The 16,648-nt window shown below is 67.1% G+C and carries 14 protein-coding genes; 9 read left to right on the top strand and 5 right to left on the bottom strand.

Going from position 1 to position 16,648, the window contains the following annotated elements; genetic code table 11:
• Positions 1-60 precede the first annotated feature (60 nt).
• From QUS11_04505 to fusA, 3 genes are all read right to left on the bottom strand, one after another.
• Complete coding sequence (locus tag QUS11_04505) at positions 61-2,457, bottom strand: C25 family cysteine peptidase (protein MDM7992552.1); 2,397 nt, start codon at positions 2,455-2,457, stop codon at positions 61-63.
• A gap of 152 nt (positions 2,458-2,609) precedes the next feature.
• Positions 2,610-3,233, bottom strand: coding sequence for a hypothetical protein (locus tag QUS11_04500; protein ID MDM7992551.1), 624 nt, complete (start codon positions 3,231-3,233; stop codon positions 2,610-2,612).
• A gap of 1 nt (position 3,234) precedes the next feature.
• Positions 3,235-5,295 (bottom strand): elongation factor G, encoded by a 2,061-nt coding sequence (fusA, locus tag QUS11_04495; GenBank protein MDM7992550.1) that lies wholly within the window; start codon positions 5,293-5,295, stop codon positions 3,235-3,237.
• A 131-nt stretch (positions 5,296-5,426) separates the two neighbouring features.
• Between fusA and QUS11_04490 the strand changes: the two genes are divergently transcribed.
• The 6 genes from QUS11_04490 (at position 5,427) to QUS11_04465 (ending at position 12,199) form a co-directional block, all read left to right on the top strand.
• The gene (locus tag QUS11_04490) at positions 5,427-5,762 is read left to right on the top strand and encodes a hypothetical protein (protein MDM7992549.1); all 336 of its coding nucleotides are present in this window, start codon (positions 5,427-5,429) and stop codon (positions 5,760-5,762) included.
• Positions 5,763-5,863: 101 nt separating this feature from the next.
• A complete protein-coding gene (locus tag QUS11_04485; protein ID MDM7992548.1) occupies positions 5,864-7,945 on the top strand; it encodes an FAD-dependent oxidoreductase in 2,082 nt (693 codons plus the stop codon).
• Positions 7,942-9,093, top strand: a complete 1,152-nt coding sequence (locus tag QUS11_04480; GenBank protein MDM7992547.1) for an FAD-binding oxidoreductase — start codon at positions 7,942-7,944, stop codon at positions 9,091-9,093. Before QUS11_04485 ends, QUS11_04480 begins: the two co-directional genes overlap by 4 nt.
• A gap of 19 nt (positions 9,094-9,112) precedes the next feature.
• Positions 9,113-10,798 carry an agmatine deiminase family protein gene (locus tag QUS11_04475; GenBank protein MDM7992546.1) on the top strand — a complete coding sequence of 562 codons (1,686 nt, stop codon included), beginning with the start codon at positions 9,113-9,115 and terminating at the stop codon, positions 10,796-10,798.
• 86 nt (positions 10,799-10,884) lie between these two features.
• Entirely contained in the window at positions 10,885-11,451 is a 567-nt protein-coding gene (locus QUS11_04470; GenBank protein MDM7992545.1) for an OmpW family outer membrane protein, read from the top strand.
• Positions 11,452-11,902: 451 nt separating this feature from the next.
• Entirely contained in the window at positions 11,903-12,199 is a 297-nt protein-coding gene (locus QUS11_04465) for a hypothetical protein (GenBank protein MDM7992544.1), read from the top strand.
• Between the two features lie 9 nt (positions 12,200-12,208).
• Here QUS11_04465 and QUS11_04460 read toward each other — a convergent pair whose 3' ends face one another.
• Together QUS11_04460 and QUS11_04455 are read right to left on the bottom strand one after the other, a co-directional pair.
• On the bottom strand, positions 12,209-13,099 hold the full coding sequence (locus tag QUS11_04460) for a hypothetical protein (GenBank protein ID MDM7992543.1): 891 nt from the start codon (positions 13,097-13,099) through the stop codon (positions 12,209-12,211).
• 8 nt (positions 13,100-13,107) lie between these two features.
• Positions 13,108-13,551, bottom strand: a complete 444-nt coding sequence (locus QUS11_04455; protein ID MDM7992542.1) for a hypothetical protein — start codon at positions 13,549-13,551, stop codon at positions 13,108-13,110.
• A gap of 148 nt (positions 13,552-13,699) precedes the next feature.
• Here QUS11_04455 and QUS11_04450 point away from each other — a divergent pair, with 148 nt between their 5' ends.
• The 3 genes from QUS11_04450 to QUS11_04440 all read left to right on the top strand — a co-directional run bounded on the left by QUS11_04450 (position 13,700) and on the right by QUS11_04440 (position 16,364).
• Complete coding sequence (locus tag QUS11_04450) at positions 13,700-14,701, top strand: phosphotransferase (protein MDM7992541.1); 1,002 nt, start codon at positions 13,700-13,702, stop codon at positions 14,699-14,701.
• A gap of 147 nt (positions 14,702-14,848) precedes the next feature.
• A complete protein-coding gene (locus tag QUS11_04445; protein MDM7992540.1) occupies positions 14,849-15,463 on the top strand; it encodes a hypothetical protein in 615 nt (204 codons plus the stop codon).
• Positions 15,464-15,539: 76 nt separating this feature from the next.
• Entirely contained in the window at positions 15,540-16,364 is an 825-nt protein-coding gene (locus QUS11_04440; protein ID MDM7992539.1) for a hypothetical protein, read from the top strand.
• The last annotated feature ends 284 nt before the right edge of the window (positions 16,365-16,648 follow it).

The following is a 16,648-nucleotide window of genomic DNA, read 5'->3' as shown; positions in this document are numbered from 1 at the left end:
ACACAGCGCTGTCTCGTGGGCTCGGAGATGTGTATAAGAGACAGTTTCTGCGTCGGTCCGCTACCTGACGACCACCAGGTTCCTCGAGGCGGCATAGCCGTTCGCCTCGAAGCGGATCGTGTAGATGCCCGACGGCACGCTCCGGCCATCCTCACCCGTGAGGTCCCAGACCAGGTCGTGATCCCCGGGGGCCATCTCCGAGTCGATCAGCTCGGCCACTATCCTGCCCGAGAGGTCGTAGACCCTGAGGCTGGCGCGGCCTGCGTCGCCCATCGTGACGGGGATCGAGGCGCTGACGGAGGCGGGGCTCGGGGACGGGAGGCCCATCGAGGAGACCATCACGTCGCCCTGCTGGTCCTCGATGCCGACCAGGCTCACGGTGATGGAACCCTGGTAGGGGTTGTAGTCGCGGGCCCATACCGTCACCGCCATCAGTCCGTTCGTGGTCGGAGCGACCGCGAGGGTGGCCTGGCCCGAGGCGTTGGTCGTGGCCACCTCGTAGACCTCGCCGGTCTGCCAGTTGCCCTTCTGCAGGCACACGCGGGCGCCGGAGAGGGCTCCGGAGGCGCCCGTCACGGTGACGGTGACGTTGCCCGGGCCGGAGATGGTGGCCGGGTGCGACACGGTCATGGCGGAGGCCTGAGTCGACCACATGGGCAGCTCGGGGTCGCCCAGCAGGTTGTACTCCATGGCGCACCAGTGCCAGTACTCGTCATCGGGGGGCAGGAACTCGTCGACGCTGACGGCATGGGCGGCGCCCAGGTTGTAGACGTTGTTGACCCTGTAGTCGACGTAGAACTGCTTGACGATGTCGTTGCTGAGGCCCGTTCCGGGCGCGACGCCCGTCATGCCCCAGCCGTACCTGGAGTTGAAGGCCCCGAAGCCGCCGCCGTTCGTGGCGCGCACCCAGGCGTCGCCGCAGCAGGTCTGGGTGTCGAAGGCGCCTATGAGGCAGGAGATCGAGTTCCAGATCGCCACCGTGCCGGTGCCGGAGTAGTTGGTGAGGGCCAGGATGTCGGAAGTGTTCCACATGTTGCCGTAGGACGTGTACATACCGGTCTCGGCGCCGTGGCTCGAGTGCATCACGTGATGGGGGCCGGCGTTTATCATGGCCGAGGTGATGGCGGGGCTGTTGCCCGGCGCGACCTCCTCGTGGCAGCCCTCGATCTCCCAGGAGGTGGGGAAGTAGTTGTCCACGAGGTAGGCAAGCGCGCTTCCGTAGACGGGCACGCCTCCGTCGTCCCACAGGTAGCCCGTGGAGAAGCCCAGGCGCATCTCCTCCGGGGCGGTCTCGAAGTAGTCGAGGGTGCCGGGCTTGTGCTCGTAGGTGATGACCTTGTTGTAGAAGAGTGTGGCGTCGGCGGTCGAGCGCAGGGGCGCCCTCCCGACCCAGAGGTCGGGGTGGTAGGTCATGGCGTCGACGCCGAACTGGCCGTAGATGTGGTTGCCGTTGGAGTCCCAGCTGTCGTACGAACCCTGGCTGTCGTTGTTGTCGGAGTAGTAGATGTCGCAGGGGGCCTCGGGCTCGTTCTCGCCGCCCGCGCTGAGGATGATGTGCCTGCCTGCTATCTTGTCGTCGTCGCCCGCTATGAGGACGTACTCGGTTCCCTCCAGGCGGCAGTCGATGAGGAACCTCCTGATCTGGTGGGCCAGATCGTAGGAACCGGTCGCATACTGCGTCTGGATCCAGGTGGTGGTGTAGACGTTGGTGGGCACGCCCTTGGCGGTCTTCCAGTCGGCCAGCGTCTGCATCTGCGCCTGGTAGTCGGGGTGGGTGACGATCACGTATTCGCCGTAGGCGAGTTCACGCGAGGCCACTATCTCGGCGCCGGACGGCGACACGCCCTCGGGGTTCACCGCGATGGCGCGGACGATGTCCATCGAGCGCTGCTCGCTCTGGGCGGAGCGGCGGAGGATCGTGCGGGCCTCGTCGGACTGCTCTATCTCGAGAGAGACAGTGAGGGATGTGAGGGTCTCGATCGTGCCGCTGCGCGGGTTCCAGCGCACGGGATAGACATCGAGATCGGCCGTAGGGATGCCCAGGATGGGGGTGGAACCGTCGAGATGCGCGGTCTCGACCGGGTACGGGGTGCTCGAGTCGTAGACGCTCTCGTCGATGTCTATCGGCCTGGGCGTGTGCTCGACCGAGAACGGCAGCGCCGGCCCGCACGGCATGACGTCGAACCTGCCGCGCACCGGCGTGTAGACGGCTTCGGCAACCGTCATCGACCGGGCCACGGTGCCCGTGGGGAGGGCGACGGTGACCGGGAGCACCGGCATGGAGGGGAGGCCCTCGCCGTTGATCGGTGTGGCGCCCTCGTATGTGACGCGGGTGTAGGGGCCCACCTGGTCGAGTTCGACGGCGGACGCGTCCAGGGGGATGCTCACGAGCATCTCCCCGGCTGCCGCGAAGCCGGTCAGTGGGAGCGCCGCGAGCATGAAGAACGGAAGCCTCATCTCTCCTCCTTGGTGCAACCCGTGGTTCGACTCTTCTCCACTCTTGTCACCGCTCGTCCGGTCCCGGCGTTCCAGCGGCGCCGCGACCCCCTCCGAAAGGCACGGGCCCCCGCTGCCGGAGGCCTCCAGATCAGACAGACCCCGAATGCGCGTCAGTCGCTGCAGCCTGCGAGTACACCGACCACTCCCTCCGCGGCCGACCCGGCATCGGCCGGATCGCCTCCGAAGGAACCTTCCAGACCGCCCGGGCCGTAGACCTCGACCCTCATCGAGTCGGCCTCGGGTGTGACCAGCACGAGCCAGCCGGCATCGAAGAAGCTCGCTGCAAGAGAGAAGGCCTCATCGCCGGATGCGCCGCCCAGCTCGACCGGCTCCCCATATACGGGATACCCTGATAATGAGTCGAGTTCCCGCACGAGGGCGGCCGCAGCCCCGGAAAGCCCGACTCCGGCGGCCGACACCGTGATGAGATCGTCCGAACCGCCGTCCACGGGGGCGACGGAGGACCAGTCGATCCCCGTGGAACCCGCGGGATCCTGTTCGACCGCGGCGGGCTCGACGGCTGCCTCCCCGTCGCCGGAAAGGGCATCCCAGAGGAGGAAGCCCGCGATGAGGGCGCCCGCACCCACGGCGATCAGAGAGCCGCTTACCGACGAATCGCCGGCGTCGCCGGACGAGCCCGGGGAGCCGTCGGCGAAAGCGGACACCGGGAGCACCAGTCCCGCCGCTGCTGCGAGCAGCAGCGCACGGCCGGCATCGAGCAGGCTGCCGGGCAACCTACTCCTCCTCCTCCCTGGTGACCTCTGACATGATCCTCTCCTGTACCTCGCGGGGCACGGGCTCGTAGTGCGAGAAGGACTGGGTGAAGCTGCCCCTCGCCTGCGTCAGGGAACGGAGGGAGCTCGTGTACTGGTAGAGCTCGGCCTCGGGCACCAGGGCCCTGATGACCTGGAACCCGCCCTCGGCCTCCATGCCCAGGATCTTGCCGCGGCGCGAGTTTGCGTCGCCTATCACGTCGCCCATGAACTCGTCGGGCACGGTGATCTCGAGCGACATCAGGGGCTCCAGCACCTGCGGGGCCGCCTCGAGCATCAGCTGCTTGAAGCACTTGCTGGCCGCTAGCTTGAAGGCCATGTCGGACGAGTCGACGGCATGGAACGAACCGTCGTACACCACCGCCTTGACGTCGACGACCTTGCTGCCCGCCACCGGACCCCTGTCGAGGGCCTCGGTGACGCCCTTCTCGATGGCCGGAATGAACTTGGTGGGCACCGTGCCGCCCACGACCTCGCTCGCGAACTGGAAGCCGTCGCCTCGCGGCATGGGCTCCAGCCTGAGGAAGACGTGCCCGTACTGCCCGCGGCCGCCTGTCTGCTTCTTGTGCTTGTACTGGCCGCTGACCGTCTTCGAGATGGTCTCGTGATAGGCGATCCTGGGCTTGGAGAGCTCCGCCTCGACCGAGTACAGGTCCTTGAGGCGCGCCAGGACGGTGGCCAGGTGCTGCTCGCCCATGCCCGAGAGCGTGGTCTGGCCTATCTCGGCCTCGTTCCTGAAGAACAGGGTCGGATCGAGGGACGCGAGCTTGGTCAGCCCGGCGCCCATCTTGTCCTCCTCGCCGCGCTTCTTCGGCGCGATGGCGGCCCTGTGGACGGGGTTGGGGAAGGAGATCGGGTCGAGCACGACCTGCTTCTGCTTGTCTGCGAGAGTCTCGTTGGTGGACGTGGCCTTCAGCTTGGCCGCCGCGGCTATGTCGCCGGTGACGAGGCGCGAGGCCTCGGTGCGCTTCGCACCCGACAGGTAGTAGTAGTTGCCCAGGCGCTCGGTCATCCCCCGGTTGGTGTTGAGCACGTCGACCGCGCCCTCGACGGAGCCCCGCAGGACCCTGAAGCAGACCATGTCGCCGACGTGCTTGTCGATAGTGGCCCTGAACACCCTTGCGACGAACGGACCCGAGGGGTCGGGGTCCACCCCGGCGTCGCCGGCCTTCGCCGGCCTGCCGGCAAGGGGCGAGGGCACGAGGTTCACTATCGCGTCGAGGAGGGATGCCTGCCCGGCGGGAGGCACGGAGCATCCCGCCAGCACGGGGAACAGCCCGCGCCCGGCCACGGCCGCCTTCAGCCCGCGGTCGAGCTCCTCGGGGGAGAGCGTGTCGTTGGCGAAGAAGCTCTCCATAAGGGCCTCGTCGGTCTCCGCGGCGGCCTCCACCAGCTCCTTGCGGGCGCTCTCGGCCCTGTCCCTCTCGCCGGCGGGGAGGGGGATCTCCTTCCCTGACCTGTCGAAGGCCCTGCCCGAGAGGACATCGACATATCCCCCGAAGGAGGGGCCCGATCCGATCGGGATCGAGACGGCCACGCACTTCCTGTTGAGGGTCTCGCGGAGCTGGTTCATCACCCGGTCGAAATCTGCGTTCTCACGGTCGATCCTGTTGACCCAGATCACAACTGGGACCCCGGCCTTCGACGCGAAGCCCCAGGTCTGGAGGGAGCCCACCTCGACGCCGGCGCTGGCGTCGAGCACGAGGACGGCCCCGTCGCTCACGCCAATGGCCCCTATGGTCTCGCCGTAGAAGTCGGCGAAGCCGGGGGTGTCGATGACGTTGATGCGGTGGTCGGCGTACTCGCAGGTGCCTATCGAGGCCGAGAGGCTCTGCTTGCGGTCGCGGCTCTCGGATGTGAAGTCGAATACGCTGGTGCCGTCGGATACGCTTCCGAGACGGTCCGCGGCGCCCGCGGAGAAGAGGAGGGAGTCGCAGAGGCTGGTCTTGCCGACCGACCCGTGACCGATGACCGCAACCGTCCTCAACGTCTGGGGTGTATGCTCCTTCAACCCTGTCTCCATTCCGTTCCTGGATGATTACCAGATGCGATGCGATAATCGGGAGGCCTTGGACAGCCTGTTACCGGCCGTGCCGGAATTGGTTATCTACCCGACAGAGGCGTATCTGTCAACGCAGAAGGAGCCTGCCGGAATTGGACCGACTGCAGCTCGTACTGATGATCGCCGGTGCGTTCATCGTGCTGTTCCTCATCCGAAGGCTCTTCTCGGAGATGGGTGGAGCGGCCGAGAGGCGCAGGGCTCACGAAAAGCTCGATGCGGAGGCAAGGCGCGACGTCGCGGAGGCTTCGCTCGAGCACCTCTGCCCCATCTGCTCCTCGCCCTGCGTCTTCCACAGGTATCCGCACGTGGAGGTGTGGAGGTGCTCCCGGTATCCCGGGTGCAGGGGCTTCCTGAAGGCGAGGACCCACAGGAGGCCCGCTTTCGCGACCAAGTGGGAGCGGGGCAGGGGGAAGAAGCTCTCCCGCTGATTGCCCCCCGGGGGCCGCATCCTTATAGTCAGCGCCTGTCGAGACGTTACCTTTCCATCAACCCGAGCCTGAGACCCCGCGGGGTCCGGGGAGCTGAACCAGTGTCCACAGAAAGAACGCAGAGGCGTATCGCGAGCCACCCCGTGCTCGCCTGCCCGGAGCCGGAATACGTCCGCTTCGGGTTCGACGGGGAGGAACTCATGGGCCGCCGGGGGGAGATGGTCTCCTCGGCACTCTTCGCCAACGGCATAAGGGTGTTCGGACACCACAGGGCCGACGGAGGAGCACAGGGCATCTTCTGCGCCAACGGGCAGTGCTCGCAGTGCAACCTGCTGATCGACGGCGTTCTGCAGAAGGGCTGCGTCACCGCGCTCGCCGAAGGGATGGACGTGCGCAGCGTCGAGGGGCTGACAGCCCTTGCGGAGAAGCCGGGCCCGGATGTCCCCGCCCCGTCGACGGTCGAAACCGACGTCCTGGTGATAGGCGCCGGACCCGCAGGCCTCGCTGCGGCCCTGGAGCTGGGGCGCGCCGGAGCCCGCACCATCCTGGTGGACGACAAGGAAAGGCCCGGCGGCAAGCTCGTCCTCCAGACCCACAAGTTCTTCGGCTCGGAGGAGGACTGCTACGCAGGCACGAGAGGCATCGAGATCGCGTCGATCCTCGCGGGGCAGCTCGCCTCGCAGCCCTCGGTGGAGGTCTGGACCTCCAGCACTGTTCTCGCGGTCTTCTCCGACGGCCTCGTGGGCGTCAGGAGGCCCGGCGGATACGTGCTCGTCAGGCCCAGGCACCTGCTGACCGCCTCCGGCGCCCGCGAGAAGTCGCTGGTGTTCCCCGGCAACACGCTGCCGGGCGTCTACGGCGCCGGAGCCTTCCAGACCCTCGTGAACCGCGACCTGATACGCTCCTCCGATCGCATCTTCATCGTGGGCGGGGGAAACGTGGGCCTCATAGCCGCATATCACGCCCTGCAGGCCGGGATGAAGGTGGCGGGCCTGGTCGAGGCGATGCCCTCCTGCGGCGGGTACAAGGTCCACGCCGACAAGATCAGGAGGCTCGGGGTCCCCATCCACACCGGGCACACGATCCTCGCGGCCCACGGCACCGAGGCTCTCGAGGCCGTCACCATCGCCGGGGTGGACGGTTCGTTCAGGCCCGTGCCGGGCACCGAGCGCACTTTCAGGGCCGACACGCTGCTCGTGGCCGTCGGCCTCGACCCGGTGAACGAGTTCCACCGCAAGGCCGTCGAGTTCGGCATCCCGGCCTCCATGGCCGGCGACGCGGAGGAGATAGCCGAGGCCAGCGCCGCGATGTTCTCGGGGAGGATCAGGGGGATGGAGATCGCCTGCTCCCTGGGTCTCTGCCTCGAGGAGCCGCCCGCTGACTGGATCGAGAAGGGCGCGGTGCTGAAGAGCCCCGGAGGCGCGGTCCACCCCTACTCCGTGCCCGCCGGCCGCGAAGGCGTCTTCCCCGTGCTCCACTGCATGCAGGAGATACCCTGCAACCCGTGCATGACCTCGTGCCCGAAGAACCTGATAGGCACGTCCGGGCACCCGATCCTGGGCATACCGGAGTACTCCGAGGGCTGCATCGGCTGCGAGAAGTGCGTCTCGGTCTGCCCGGGCCTCGCCATCACGCTGGTCGACTTCAGGAAGGACCCCGCCAGGCCGACCGTATCGATCCCATTCGAACTCGATTCCACCGGTCTGAAGGCAGGCATGGGGCTCGAGCTGACCGACCGGGAGGGAGGCTCCCTCGGGAAGGGCGTCCTGCTCGCGACCCGCGAGGTGCCAGGAGGCAGGCGTACCGTCCTGCTGAGGATCGCCGTAGCTGCCGAAATCGCCTCCAGGGTTGCCGGAGTGCGCGTGCAGACTGATGCCGACACGGCCCCCGAGCCGGAGGCCTGGGAGGCTCCGCTGGCCGACGATGCCATAGTCTGCCGCTGCGAACGGGTCACCGCCGGCGAGATACGCAGTCACCTGCGCGGGGGCGTGAGGGACCTCAACGAGCTCAAGGCGCTCACCCGCGCCGGATTCGGGGCGTGCGGCGGCAAGACGTGCCGCATGCTCCTGGCGCGGATCGCCCGCGAGGAGGGCATCCCTCTCTCCGAGATCGAACCCCTCACCGAAAGGCCGCTGTTCGCAGAGACCCCGCTGGGGTTCTTCAGCGGGAGGTGCCCGGAATGAGCAATACGTACGATGTGGTCGTGATCGGCGCCGGGAGCGCCGGCACCCCCGCGGCGATGTACCTCGCCTCGGCCGGGCTCCGCGTCCTCTGCCTCGACCGGAACGCATCCGCCGGCCAGGGCAGCAACAAGTGCGCGATAGGCGGGATAAGGGCGACCCACAGCGAACCCTCGAAGGTGCGGCTCTGCCTCGACTCCATCTCCACCTTCAGCCGCTGGCGGGAGGAGGAGGGCGACGACATCGGCTGGCTCCGCGGGGGCTACACCTATGTCGCCTACGAGCAGAAGACCGCCGATCTGCTGAAGAGGATGCTGCCCGTCCAGCGCGCGGCGGGCCTCGACATCGACTGGGCGGGCCCGGAGACCATCGCGGCCATCGTGCCGGGCATCGCCCGCGAGGGACTCCTGGGCGGGACGTGGTCGCCCGGCGACGGCAGCGCGAGCCCCATGGAGTCGGTCTATGCCTTCTGCCGGAAGGCGCGCAGGGCGGGGGCGGAGTTCCGCTTCGGCGAGGCCGTGACGAGCATGGAGGTTTCGGGCGGCAGGGTCGAGGCTGTGGTCACCGGCAGCGGACGCTACCCCTGCGGCTGGGTCGTGAACTGCTCGGGCTCGCAGGCCCGCGAGGTGGCCGGGATGGCCGGGGCGGAGGTCAGGGTCGACCCCGACTGCCACGAGGCAGGCGTCACCGAGGCGGTCGAGCGGTTCTTCACCCCCATGGTCGTCGACATCAGGAGGATCCCGGGTTCGGCCAACTACTACTTCTACCAGCACACGACGGGGCAGGTGGTGTTCTGCATCACGCCCGACCCGCCGATCCAGGGGATCTGCACGCGCGAGACCTCGGATTTCCTGCCCCTGGTGGCGCCGCGCATGGTGGGCCTGCTGCCCAGGCTCGCCAACCTGAAGGTCAGGCGCACCTGGAGGGGGACCTACCCGCAGACCCCGGACGGCTCGCCGCTGATCGGCAGGGTGGGCCCCGAGAACCACGTCGCCGCGCTGGGCATGTGCGGGCAGGGCTTCATGCTCGGCCCGGGAACCGGAGCGCTCGTGTCCCGGTTGATAACGGGGGCTCTGCGCGCGGGTGATTCGGAAGTTCTCACGGCCCTCGACCCCGCCCGGAGGTTCGGCGGGGAGGAGGCCCTGAAGTAGCTCCAGGACGGAGGGTGCGATGAGGATTGCTCTTGTCCTTCTCGCCGCCGGCATGGCGTTCGCGGCATCGGCCGAGACGTCGGTCTGCGGTTCGGAGGAGCTGCTCCCGATCGGGTTCACCCCGGAGGAGCTGCTCAGGCTCGACGAGATAGGTACGTACAACTCCGCCACCCCGCCCCCGGGCGAGGGAGTCAGGAGCCCCGGCGAGTTCGAGCCGATGACGGGCGTCTTCATCCGCTGGCCACTCGGGATCCCCTACAGCGTCATAGTGGACTTCTCGAACCACACTCAGGTCTGGGTGATATGCCAGTCGTCCGAGCAGGCGGGCGTGACCTCGGCGTTCACGGCCGAGGGCGTGAACATGGCGAACGTCTCGTTCGTCTTCGCGCCCACCAACTCTATATGGGTCAGGGACTACGGCCCCTGGTTCCTCATGCTCGACGACGGTTCGGCCGGCATATTCGACTTCGACTACAACAGGCCCAGACCCGACGACGACAACTTCCCGATCGCCCTCGGCACCGCCTGGGACATGCCGGTCTACACCTCCGACATCATCCACACCGGCGGCAACTACATGTCCTCCGGCCTGGGCGTGTCCATGTCGTCGGCCCTCGTGATAGACGAGAACGGCGGCGACGAGGACTGGGTCGACTCGCAGATGCTGCTCTACTGCGGAGTCGACGACTACTTCACGCCCGAGGACCCGCAGGCCTCCTACATCGACCACATAGACTGCTGGGGCAAGCTGCTCTCGCCCGACAGGATCCTGATCCTGCAGGTCCCTCCGTCGCACCAGGACTACGCGGCCCTCGAGGCCATGGCCGACCTGCTTTCGGGGATGACGGGCCCCTACGGCACCCCGTACCAGGTGTTCCGGGTCTATTCGAGCGGGACGGAGGGCTACACCAACAGCATCATCATCAACGACAGGGTCTACGTCCCGACCTGGAACACCGCGAACGATGCCCCGGCGCTCGCCTCGTACCAGGCCGCGCTGCCCGGGTATGACATCGTAGGATTCTACTTCAGCGGCTGGCTGAACACCGACGCCCTGCACTGCCGCGCCATGGGCGTCACCGATCCCGAGATGCTCTGGATCGACCACACCCCGGTGGCGGAGTACCAGACCGAGAACATCCCCGTCACGGTGAGCGCGTTCATCCGCTGCCACCCCTCCAACAGCCTCACGATGACGAGGCTCTACTATAGGTACGGCACATCCGGCGCATTCACCCAGGCAACCATGACCTCATCCGGTGGGGACATCTATCAGGCCGAAATCCCCGGCGCCGGCGCGGGCACCGTGGTCCAGTACTACATCGCCGCGACCGACGATTCCGGGCGCTCTGAGGCCCATCCCAGGTTCGCCCCCGGCTCCTGGTTCGACACTTTCGTCTTCTCGGGAACCGGGATCGGGGGAGGCCCCGAGGCGGTCCCCGGCCTCTCGATCCGGGGCTTCGGTCCGAACCCGTTCTCTTCCGCGGTATCCATGGAGCTGACCGTTGCCGGGGCCCCGCACGTCAGGGTCGAGGTTCGGGATCTGGCCGGGCGCCTGGTCGAGACTGTGTTCGAGGGCGAGCCGGGCGCCTCTGCGATGAACGTCACCTGGACCCCCGGGGCCGGTGTGCCCGACGGCCTCTACATCCTGCGGGTCGAGACCCCCGGGGGCTCGGACTCGAGGATGGCGACCCTTCTCAGGTAGCGATTCGTGAAGTGCCGGCCGGGCGGGCAGCCCGCCCGGCCGGTCGGTTCTGGGCACCGCCCAGGCGGCGCCGGGAGGATGGAAGCATGCCTGTAGTCATCCTTGCGCTGCTGGCCTCCGTCGATCCATACGGGCCCTGGACCGTGGGCACGAGCCTCTGCATCGACGGAGTGGAGTCGGAAGCATCCCAGGCCGACGGGATCGAGGCCTTCAGCGCCGTATACGTCAGAGCCTCGGTCTCGCGGGCCCTGTCGCGCATCCTCTCCGCAAGCCTGTCTGTCGCGAACGCCTCCCACGAATTCGCACATGGCGAGGACGAGATCCCGATGGGGTCCGTGGAGTTCCTCCCCGTCACCGCCATGCTGCAGTACCGGCCCCTGCCGGGCCGCGGGTTCGAACCCCGGATCGGCGCCGGCGCCTGCGCGGTCGTCTTCTGGGAGAAGAGCGGCAGCCTGGACTCCCTCGACCTGCCCGCCTGCGTGTCGCCCGCCATCGAACTCGGGCTCGACTGGAACCTGTCGCAGAGGCTCCTGCTCGGCCTGGGCGCGAGATGGACATGGCTGGACACCGGGATCGAGAATGGCGGCGAGAGGCTGACCGACCTCTCCATGGACGTCCTGGAGCTTTCCCTGGGGATCGGGACGAGACTCTGACCGGGGTATCGTTCCCGGCGGCACCATTCCAGCCTTCCCGGCGAAGGCCGGTCACGTCGATGCAATAAACCCAGCCGGGTTGCATCCCGCCTGCATGCGGCATATCGTCGCACCCGGGATCCGAACGGAGGAGGGCGCATGAGATACGTGATTGCAGCCGCGGTTGTCGCCGCGGCATCTCCAGCCAGTGACCTGATCAGCCTGGGCGTCCCCCCTACCCGTCCCGGCGGCATCCGACGAATGGCTCTACTACGACGACGAGTCTGCCTTCTGGCTCACATGGCAGGGGGAATACAGGGGGGTCTGGTTCGACGGGGAGGACTTCTGGGGACCGGGCGGCTGGGAGGCGGACTGCACCGAGATCTGGTTCTACCACGATGACGGCTGCCCCTGGGACACGTCGTCCTTCTTCGCGGAGATCTACGACGGGGGGGCCTCCGGCCCGCTCGACATGTTCGACCAGAGCACGGTCACGGCGTCGCACTACGCACCGGTGCTGGTCGACTATCCGGCGCCCGTGTCCTGCGGCAACGACTTCTGGATCGTGGTGCACACCGGGATGTCGGCAGGCGGATGGCCGTCCCTTCTGGGTGACGGGACGCCCGGAGCCGAGTTCCACAGTTATTTCAGCTCTGACGGCACCCTCTGGCAGTCGTGGGGCGAGGGCGACTTCATCATCCGTTCCCACGGCGGGACGGCCGGGCTCGAGACGGAAACCTGGGGGAGCATCAAGGCGCTGTTCGACTGATCCCCCCGGTCATACGTCGACAAAACCCAGGAAGAACCGCCTGATCTCGACGGGCTGATCCCCGTCGGGCTCCACCGTGATGGTGCTCGTCCTCTCCACGAGTTCGTCCGGCACGACGAAGACGGCCCTCGAACCGGTGGGCCAGCTCCCGTTCAAGAACTCGTCCTCCCAGGTGAGCCAGAGTGCGCGCACCTCCTCGTGCGTCAGCTCCCCGCCGGCCCAGCCCTCCAGGATCTCGATGACCTCGTCGCACGAGTAGATGAAAGGGGATGCCCGGTCGGCCATCGTGACGTCGCCCCCGGGGGCGATCACGAAGTACACGTCCCCTGCGCCTTCCATCGTGAAGAGCAGCACCCTGTCGGCTTCGGGCGTGTCCTCCCCCGCGCTCGCCACGGCGAATCCCTCGAGCGGCGGCGGGAAGGACCCCTGCCGTATGGTGCCGGCGTAGTAGAGGAACCTGTCGCTGAAACCGTCCTCCCTCGTCAGGTAGAGGGCGTCGCCCTCGCGCCATGTCGGCGCGGCCCACGCGAAGTCCGAGTCGAGAGGTGCCGACCCGCTCCCGCACGAAGGGTATCCTGCCGGTTCCTCCCGCGTCGCCGATATCTCCCAGCCGATGAAGGACCCGAGCCCGCGCAGGCCTGTAAGCGGGCCCACCGCTGCGTCGGGGTCGGGATAGACGCAGTCGAGCAGGCCGGGCGAGGCTACGGTCACCGTGCCCGTGAACCCGTCGCCGTGGAAGCAGAGGACGGGCGCCCCGGTCTCCATCTCCCCCGGGTCGACGACCGCCGGAGCGGGGGCTCCGGCCGACGTCAGCACCTGCCCGTCCCAGGTCAGCACCCCCCATTCGTGTACTTCGATACCGGCGAGTGCGATCAGCGGGACGAGAAACACACCGGACATGGCACCTCCTATGGGAAACCCGCACCGACGCCGAGGCTGAAGAGCCAATCGTCGTGCAGGTCGCCCGAGACCCTCCGATAGGCTCCGGAGGAGACGGATACCAGCATGATGGAGATGCTGGCCCTGGCGCCGACGAAGGTCGAGCCCCCGTCGTCCCACAGGTAGAGTGCGGACGGGCCTGTTCCAGCGGCTATGGGCGCCAGGAAGGGGAGGAATTCCTTGTGGCCGACATTCAGCCCGAGTCCGTCCCGGCCGCCCGAAACCGAGATGAATGGCCCGGCCATCTCCCAGAAGTCCGACGACCTGTTGAAGTTGACCCCTATCTCGCCGCCCAGCCTGAGCGGCCAGGAATACTGGATCTGGGCGGTCGGCCAGGCAACGGCCGCACAGGCCTTGCCGCCCGTCTGGGCCAGGAAGCACACCACGCCCAGGAGAGCCGGCTTCCAGTACAAACGCCGCCTCCTTCTGAATTGGATGTGCAATGATGACGAACCCTCGGCGCCATGTCACCGTTGCCCGGCCGTGCCGGTGCCGGCCTGACTCCCGTGTGAAGGGATCGGTTTTCGTTGACCATCGCTCGGAGAGCACAGATACTCCGGTGTGGAAGAATTCGATGCACTGACACCGGCCGGGAGGCGGCGGCGTCTCTTCGACCTTGCGAAGCTCGCGCTGTCGCACTACGATCTGCCTGACCCGGCGATCGAGTTCCATGCCGCCGTGACGAACCTCCACTACCGGGTGACGACCCGTGACGGCCGACGCCTCATGCTTCGGCTCGGCCATCCCTCCTGGCGCACCCTGGACGATCTCCGTTCCGAGTCTATGTGGCTCGAGGCGCTCGCCAGAGATACCGATGTCGGCGCACCGGAGGTGATCCGCACGCGAGACGGCCTCCCGGTCTTCGAACTCCGGACAGACGGGGTGCCGGAACCGAGGCACGTCACCCTGATGACACGGGTTCCCGGCAGGATTCTCGGCGGATACCTGTCGGAGGGCAACATGGCGAAGATGGGCCTCCTGTTCGCCAGGCTCCACATCCACGGCAAGGCATGGACGCCTCCGGCCGGCTTCACGACCAGGCGCTTCGAGCACTGGCTCTCGCGCGGCGAGCCGAACCTGCTGTTCGAAGAGGCGACTCTCGCACGGCTGCCGGCACAGAGCCGCGAGGCCGTGCTTAGGATGCACAGTCTCGTCGAGGGGGCCTATGACCGGATCGACCGGGCCGACCTCGGGGTCATCCACTGCGACCTCTGGCACGACAACATCAAACTGCACCACGGAAGGCTGCATCCGTTCGACTTCGAGGACACCGTCAACGGGTTCCGCAGCCACGACATCGCGATGGCCATGCTCGACCTGCTCGAGGCGACAGGCGACGAAAGGTACGCCGTCCTGCTCGCGGCCTTCCGGCTAGGTTACGAACACCTGCTCGACTGGCCGGAGGACCCCATCGAGCCGCTCCAGATCGGCAGGATCCTCTGGAAGCTCAACTACATCGCCAGGTTCCACGGCCAGTGGTTCGAGAAGGCTGTCGAACGGCACATGGGGGTACTGTCGACCTTCGAGAGGACCGGGAGGGTGGTTCGGCCCCCGACGGACTGATCCGATACAGCCATCCTGAATCCCCGACGGATTGCCGGACGTGTACTCCTTCCAGACGATGCCATATGTTTACCTTGGTAAAAGGTTGCGGATGCCGCCGGGGGAGGCCTCCGCGGCGGATCTCCGCGATTCCTGGAGGTGGCCGGTATGGGATCGATCGCTGCATTGATCCTTGCAGCCGCCGTCACCTACGCATCCCACGGCGGTGTAATGCTAGAGCACCCGCTGCCCATCCCCGGAACGGATGACGCCCTGTCGTATGACGACAACTCGGCTCACTGGCTGACCTGGGGCGGACTCTACAGGGGTGTGTGGTTCAACACGGGCGATTTCGGCTCGTACAGCTTTGACTGGGCGGCGGACAACACGGAGTTCTGGTTCTTCCACAGCTCGAGCCGTCCCTGGGACACCGGCTCCTTCTACGCCGAAGTCTACAACGGCGACGTCTCCGCTCCCGTGACCCAGCTGAACCAGACCTCCGTCACCGCCACCCACTATGCGGCCGTGTACGCGAACTACAGCTCCCCGCTGATCTGCGAGGACCAGTTCTGGGTCCTCGTCAACACCGAGATGTCCGGCGGCGGCTGGCCTTCGATCCTGGGTGACAACACCTACACGACCGACCACAGCTTTTTCAACGATGACTTCGTCGTCTGGGAGCCGTGGGGCATGGGCGACTACTTCGTCCGCACCGACGGCTGGCCATGGAGTGGCGGCCTTGCCGGCGCCACCTGGGCGGAGATGAAGACGCTGTTCGACTAGCGGGCGGCGATGGTTACTCGATGCGGATCGCCCAGCCGTCTGGATTGATGGAACTCCACCGTGAGGGGGACGGCAGATGAGCGGGGAGCGTGGGAGCGGGGGGGATCTGCGCATCGCGCTGGGCCTTGCCGCGGTATGCGTTCCGCTGATGGTGGCGCAGTCGGTTCTGGGTCTCTTCGTGGAGGGGACCTACGCGAAGGACGGGGTCTGGGGCAGGGCGGTATGGCAGGGGAACGACTTCGTGAACCTGTTCGTCTTCGCGCCCATGCTCGTGATCGCGATCATCCTGGCCAGGAAGGGCACCGGCGGCGGCAGGCTCTTCTGGCTCGGGATCCAGGCCCTCGTCACCTACGACTACGTCTACTATCCCCTCGCCGTCGCGTACGACCGGTACTTCCTGGTCTATCTCGCGGTCCTCGGGGTGTCGATGTACTCGTTCATCTCCGGGATGCACGCGATAGACTCCTCCAGGTACTCGGACCGGCTCCCCGGCAGACGGACGGGCATCCTCTGCCGGGCGATGATGACGGTGTTCGCCGCTATCCTGGCCCTGCTGTGGATCGGACTGTCGGTGCACTACATCCTCACCGGGGAGCTGAAGATGCAGGTCACGCAGATGGTCTCGACCTTCGACCTGCTGCTGATCTGCACCCCCGTTCTGCTCTCGGTCGCCTGGCTCTCGAGGGGGCAGGCCAGGGGGTACGTGCTGATGACGGTGATGTCGCTCGTGAGCGGGCTCTACTGCCTCGTGCTCGGTGCGAACACGCCCTTCGCCCTCCGGGCGGGCCTGCCCGACGCGTGGGCGATGCTGCCGCTCTGGGGGCTGCTCTTCGTCCTGTCGCTCCCCGTGGCGATCATCCTCCTCGCGGGCGGACGGGGGAGGCGCTGCAGAGCCGGGTGACCGGAAAGGGTGCCCGGCTCACCCGCGGGATGTATCGGTCAGGTATCCCGATGGAATGCAGTCGTGTACTTTGCATCGCCCTTGCCCTATATCAACCCCGGTGAGAAGGTTGCGGATGCCTCCGGGGGAGGCCTCCGCGGCGGATCTCCGCGATTCCGGGAGGTGGCCGGTATGGGATCGATCGCTGCATTGATCCTAGCAGGTGCCGTCATCCGCGTATCCGATGGCTTCGCCGCGATCGAGCGGCCTATGTACATCCACCCCACCGACGGCCAGCTCGCCTA

The organism is Candidatus Fermentibacter sp., from assembly GCA_030373045.1.
GTDB lineage: Bacteria > Fermentibacterota > Fermentibacteria > Fermentibacterales > Fermentibacteraceae > Fermentibacter.
Note: the sequence above shows the minus strand (reverse complement) of the source record. Positions and strands in the feature narration are given on the sequence as shown.

Coding starts and splice junctions, on each gene's coding strand:
- QUS11_04505 (MDM7992552.1), bottom strand. CDS start 2,457: ATGAGGCTTCCGTTCTTCATGCTCGCGGCGCTCCCACTGACCGGCTTC.
- fusA (MDM7992550.1), bottom strand. CDS start 5,295: ATGGAGACAGGGTTGAAGGAGCATACACCCCAGACGTTGAGGACGGTT.
- QUS11_04480 (MDM7992547.1), top strand. CDS start 7,942: ATGAGCAATACGTACGATGTGGTCGTGATCGGCGCCGGGAGCGCCGGC.
- QUS11_04475 (MDM7992546.1), top strand. CDS start 9,113: ATGAGGATTGCTCTTGTCCTTCTCGCCGCCGGCATGGCGTTCGCGGCA.
- QUS11_04470 (MDM7992545.1), top strand. CDS start 10,885: ATGCCTGTAGTCATCCTTGCGCTGCTGGCCTCCGTCGATCCATACGGG.
- QUS11_04465 (MDM7992544.1), top strand. CDS start 11,903: ATGTTCGACCAGAGCACGGTCACGGCGTCGCACTACGCACCGGTGCTG.
- QUS11_04460 (MDM7992543.1), bottom strand. CDS start 13,099: ATGTCCGGTGTGTTTCTCGTCCCGCTGATCGCACTCGCCGGTATCGAA.
- QUS11_04445 (MDM7992540.1), top strand. CDS start 14,849: ATGGGATCGATCGCTGCATTGATCCTTGCAGCCGCCGTCACCTACGCA.
- QUS11_04440 (MDM7992539.1), top strand. CDS start 15,540: ATGAGCGGGGAGCGTGGGAGCGGGGGGGATCTGCGCATCGCGCTGGGC.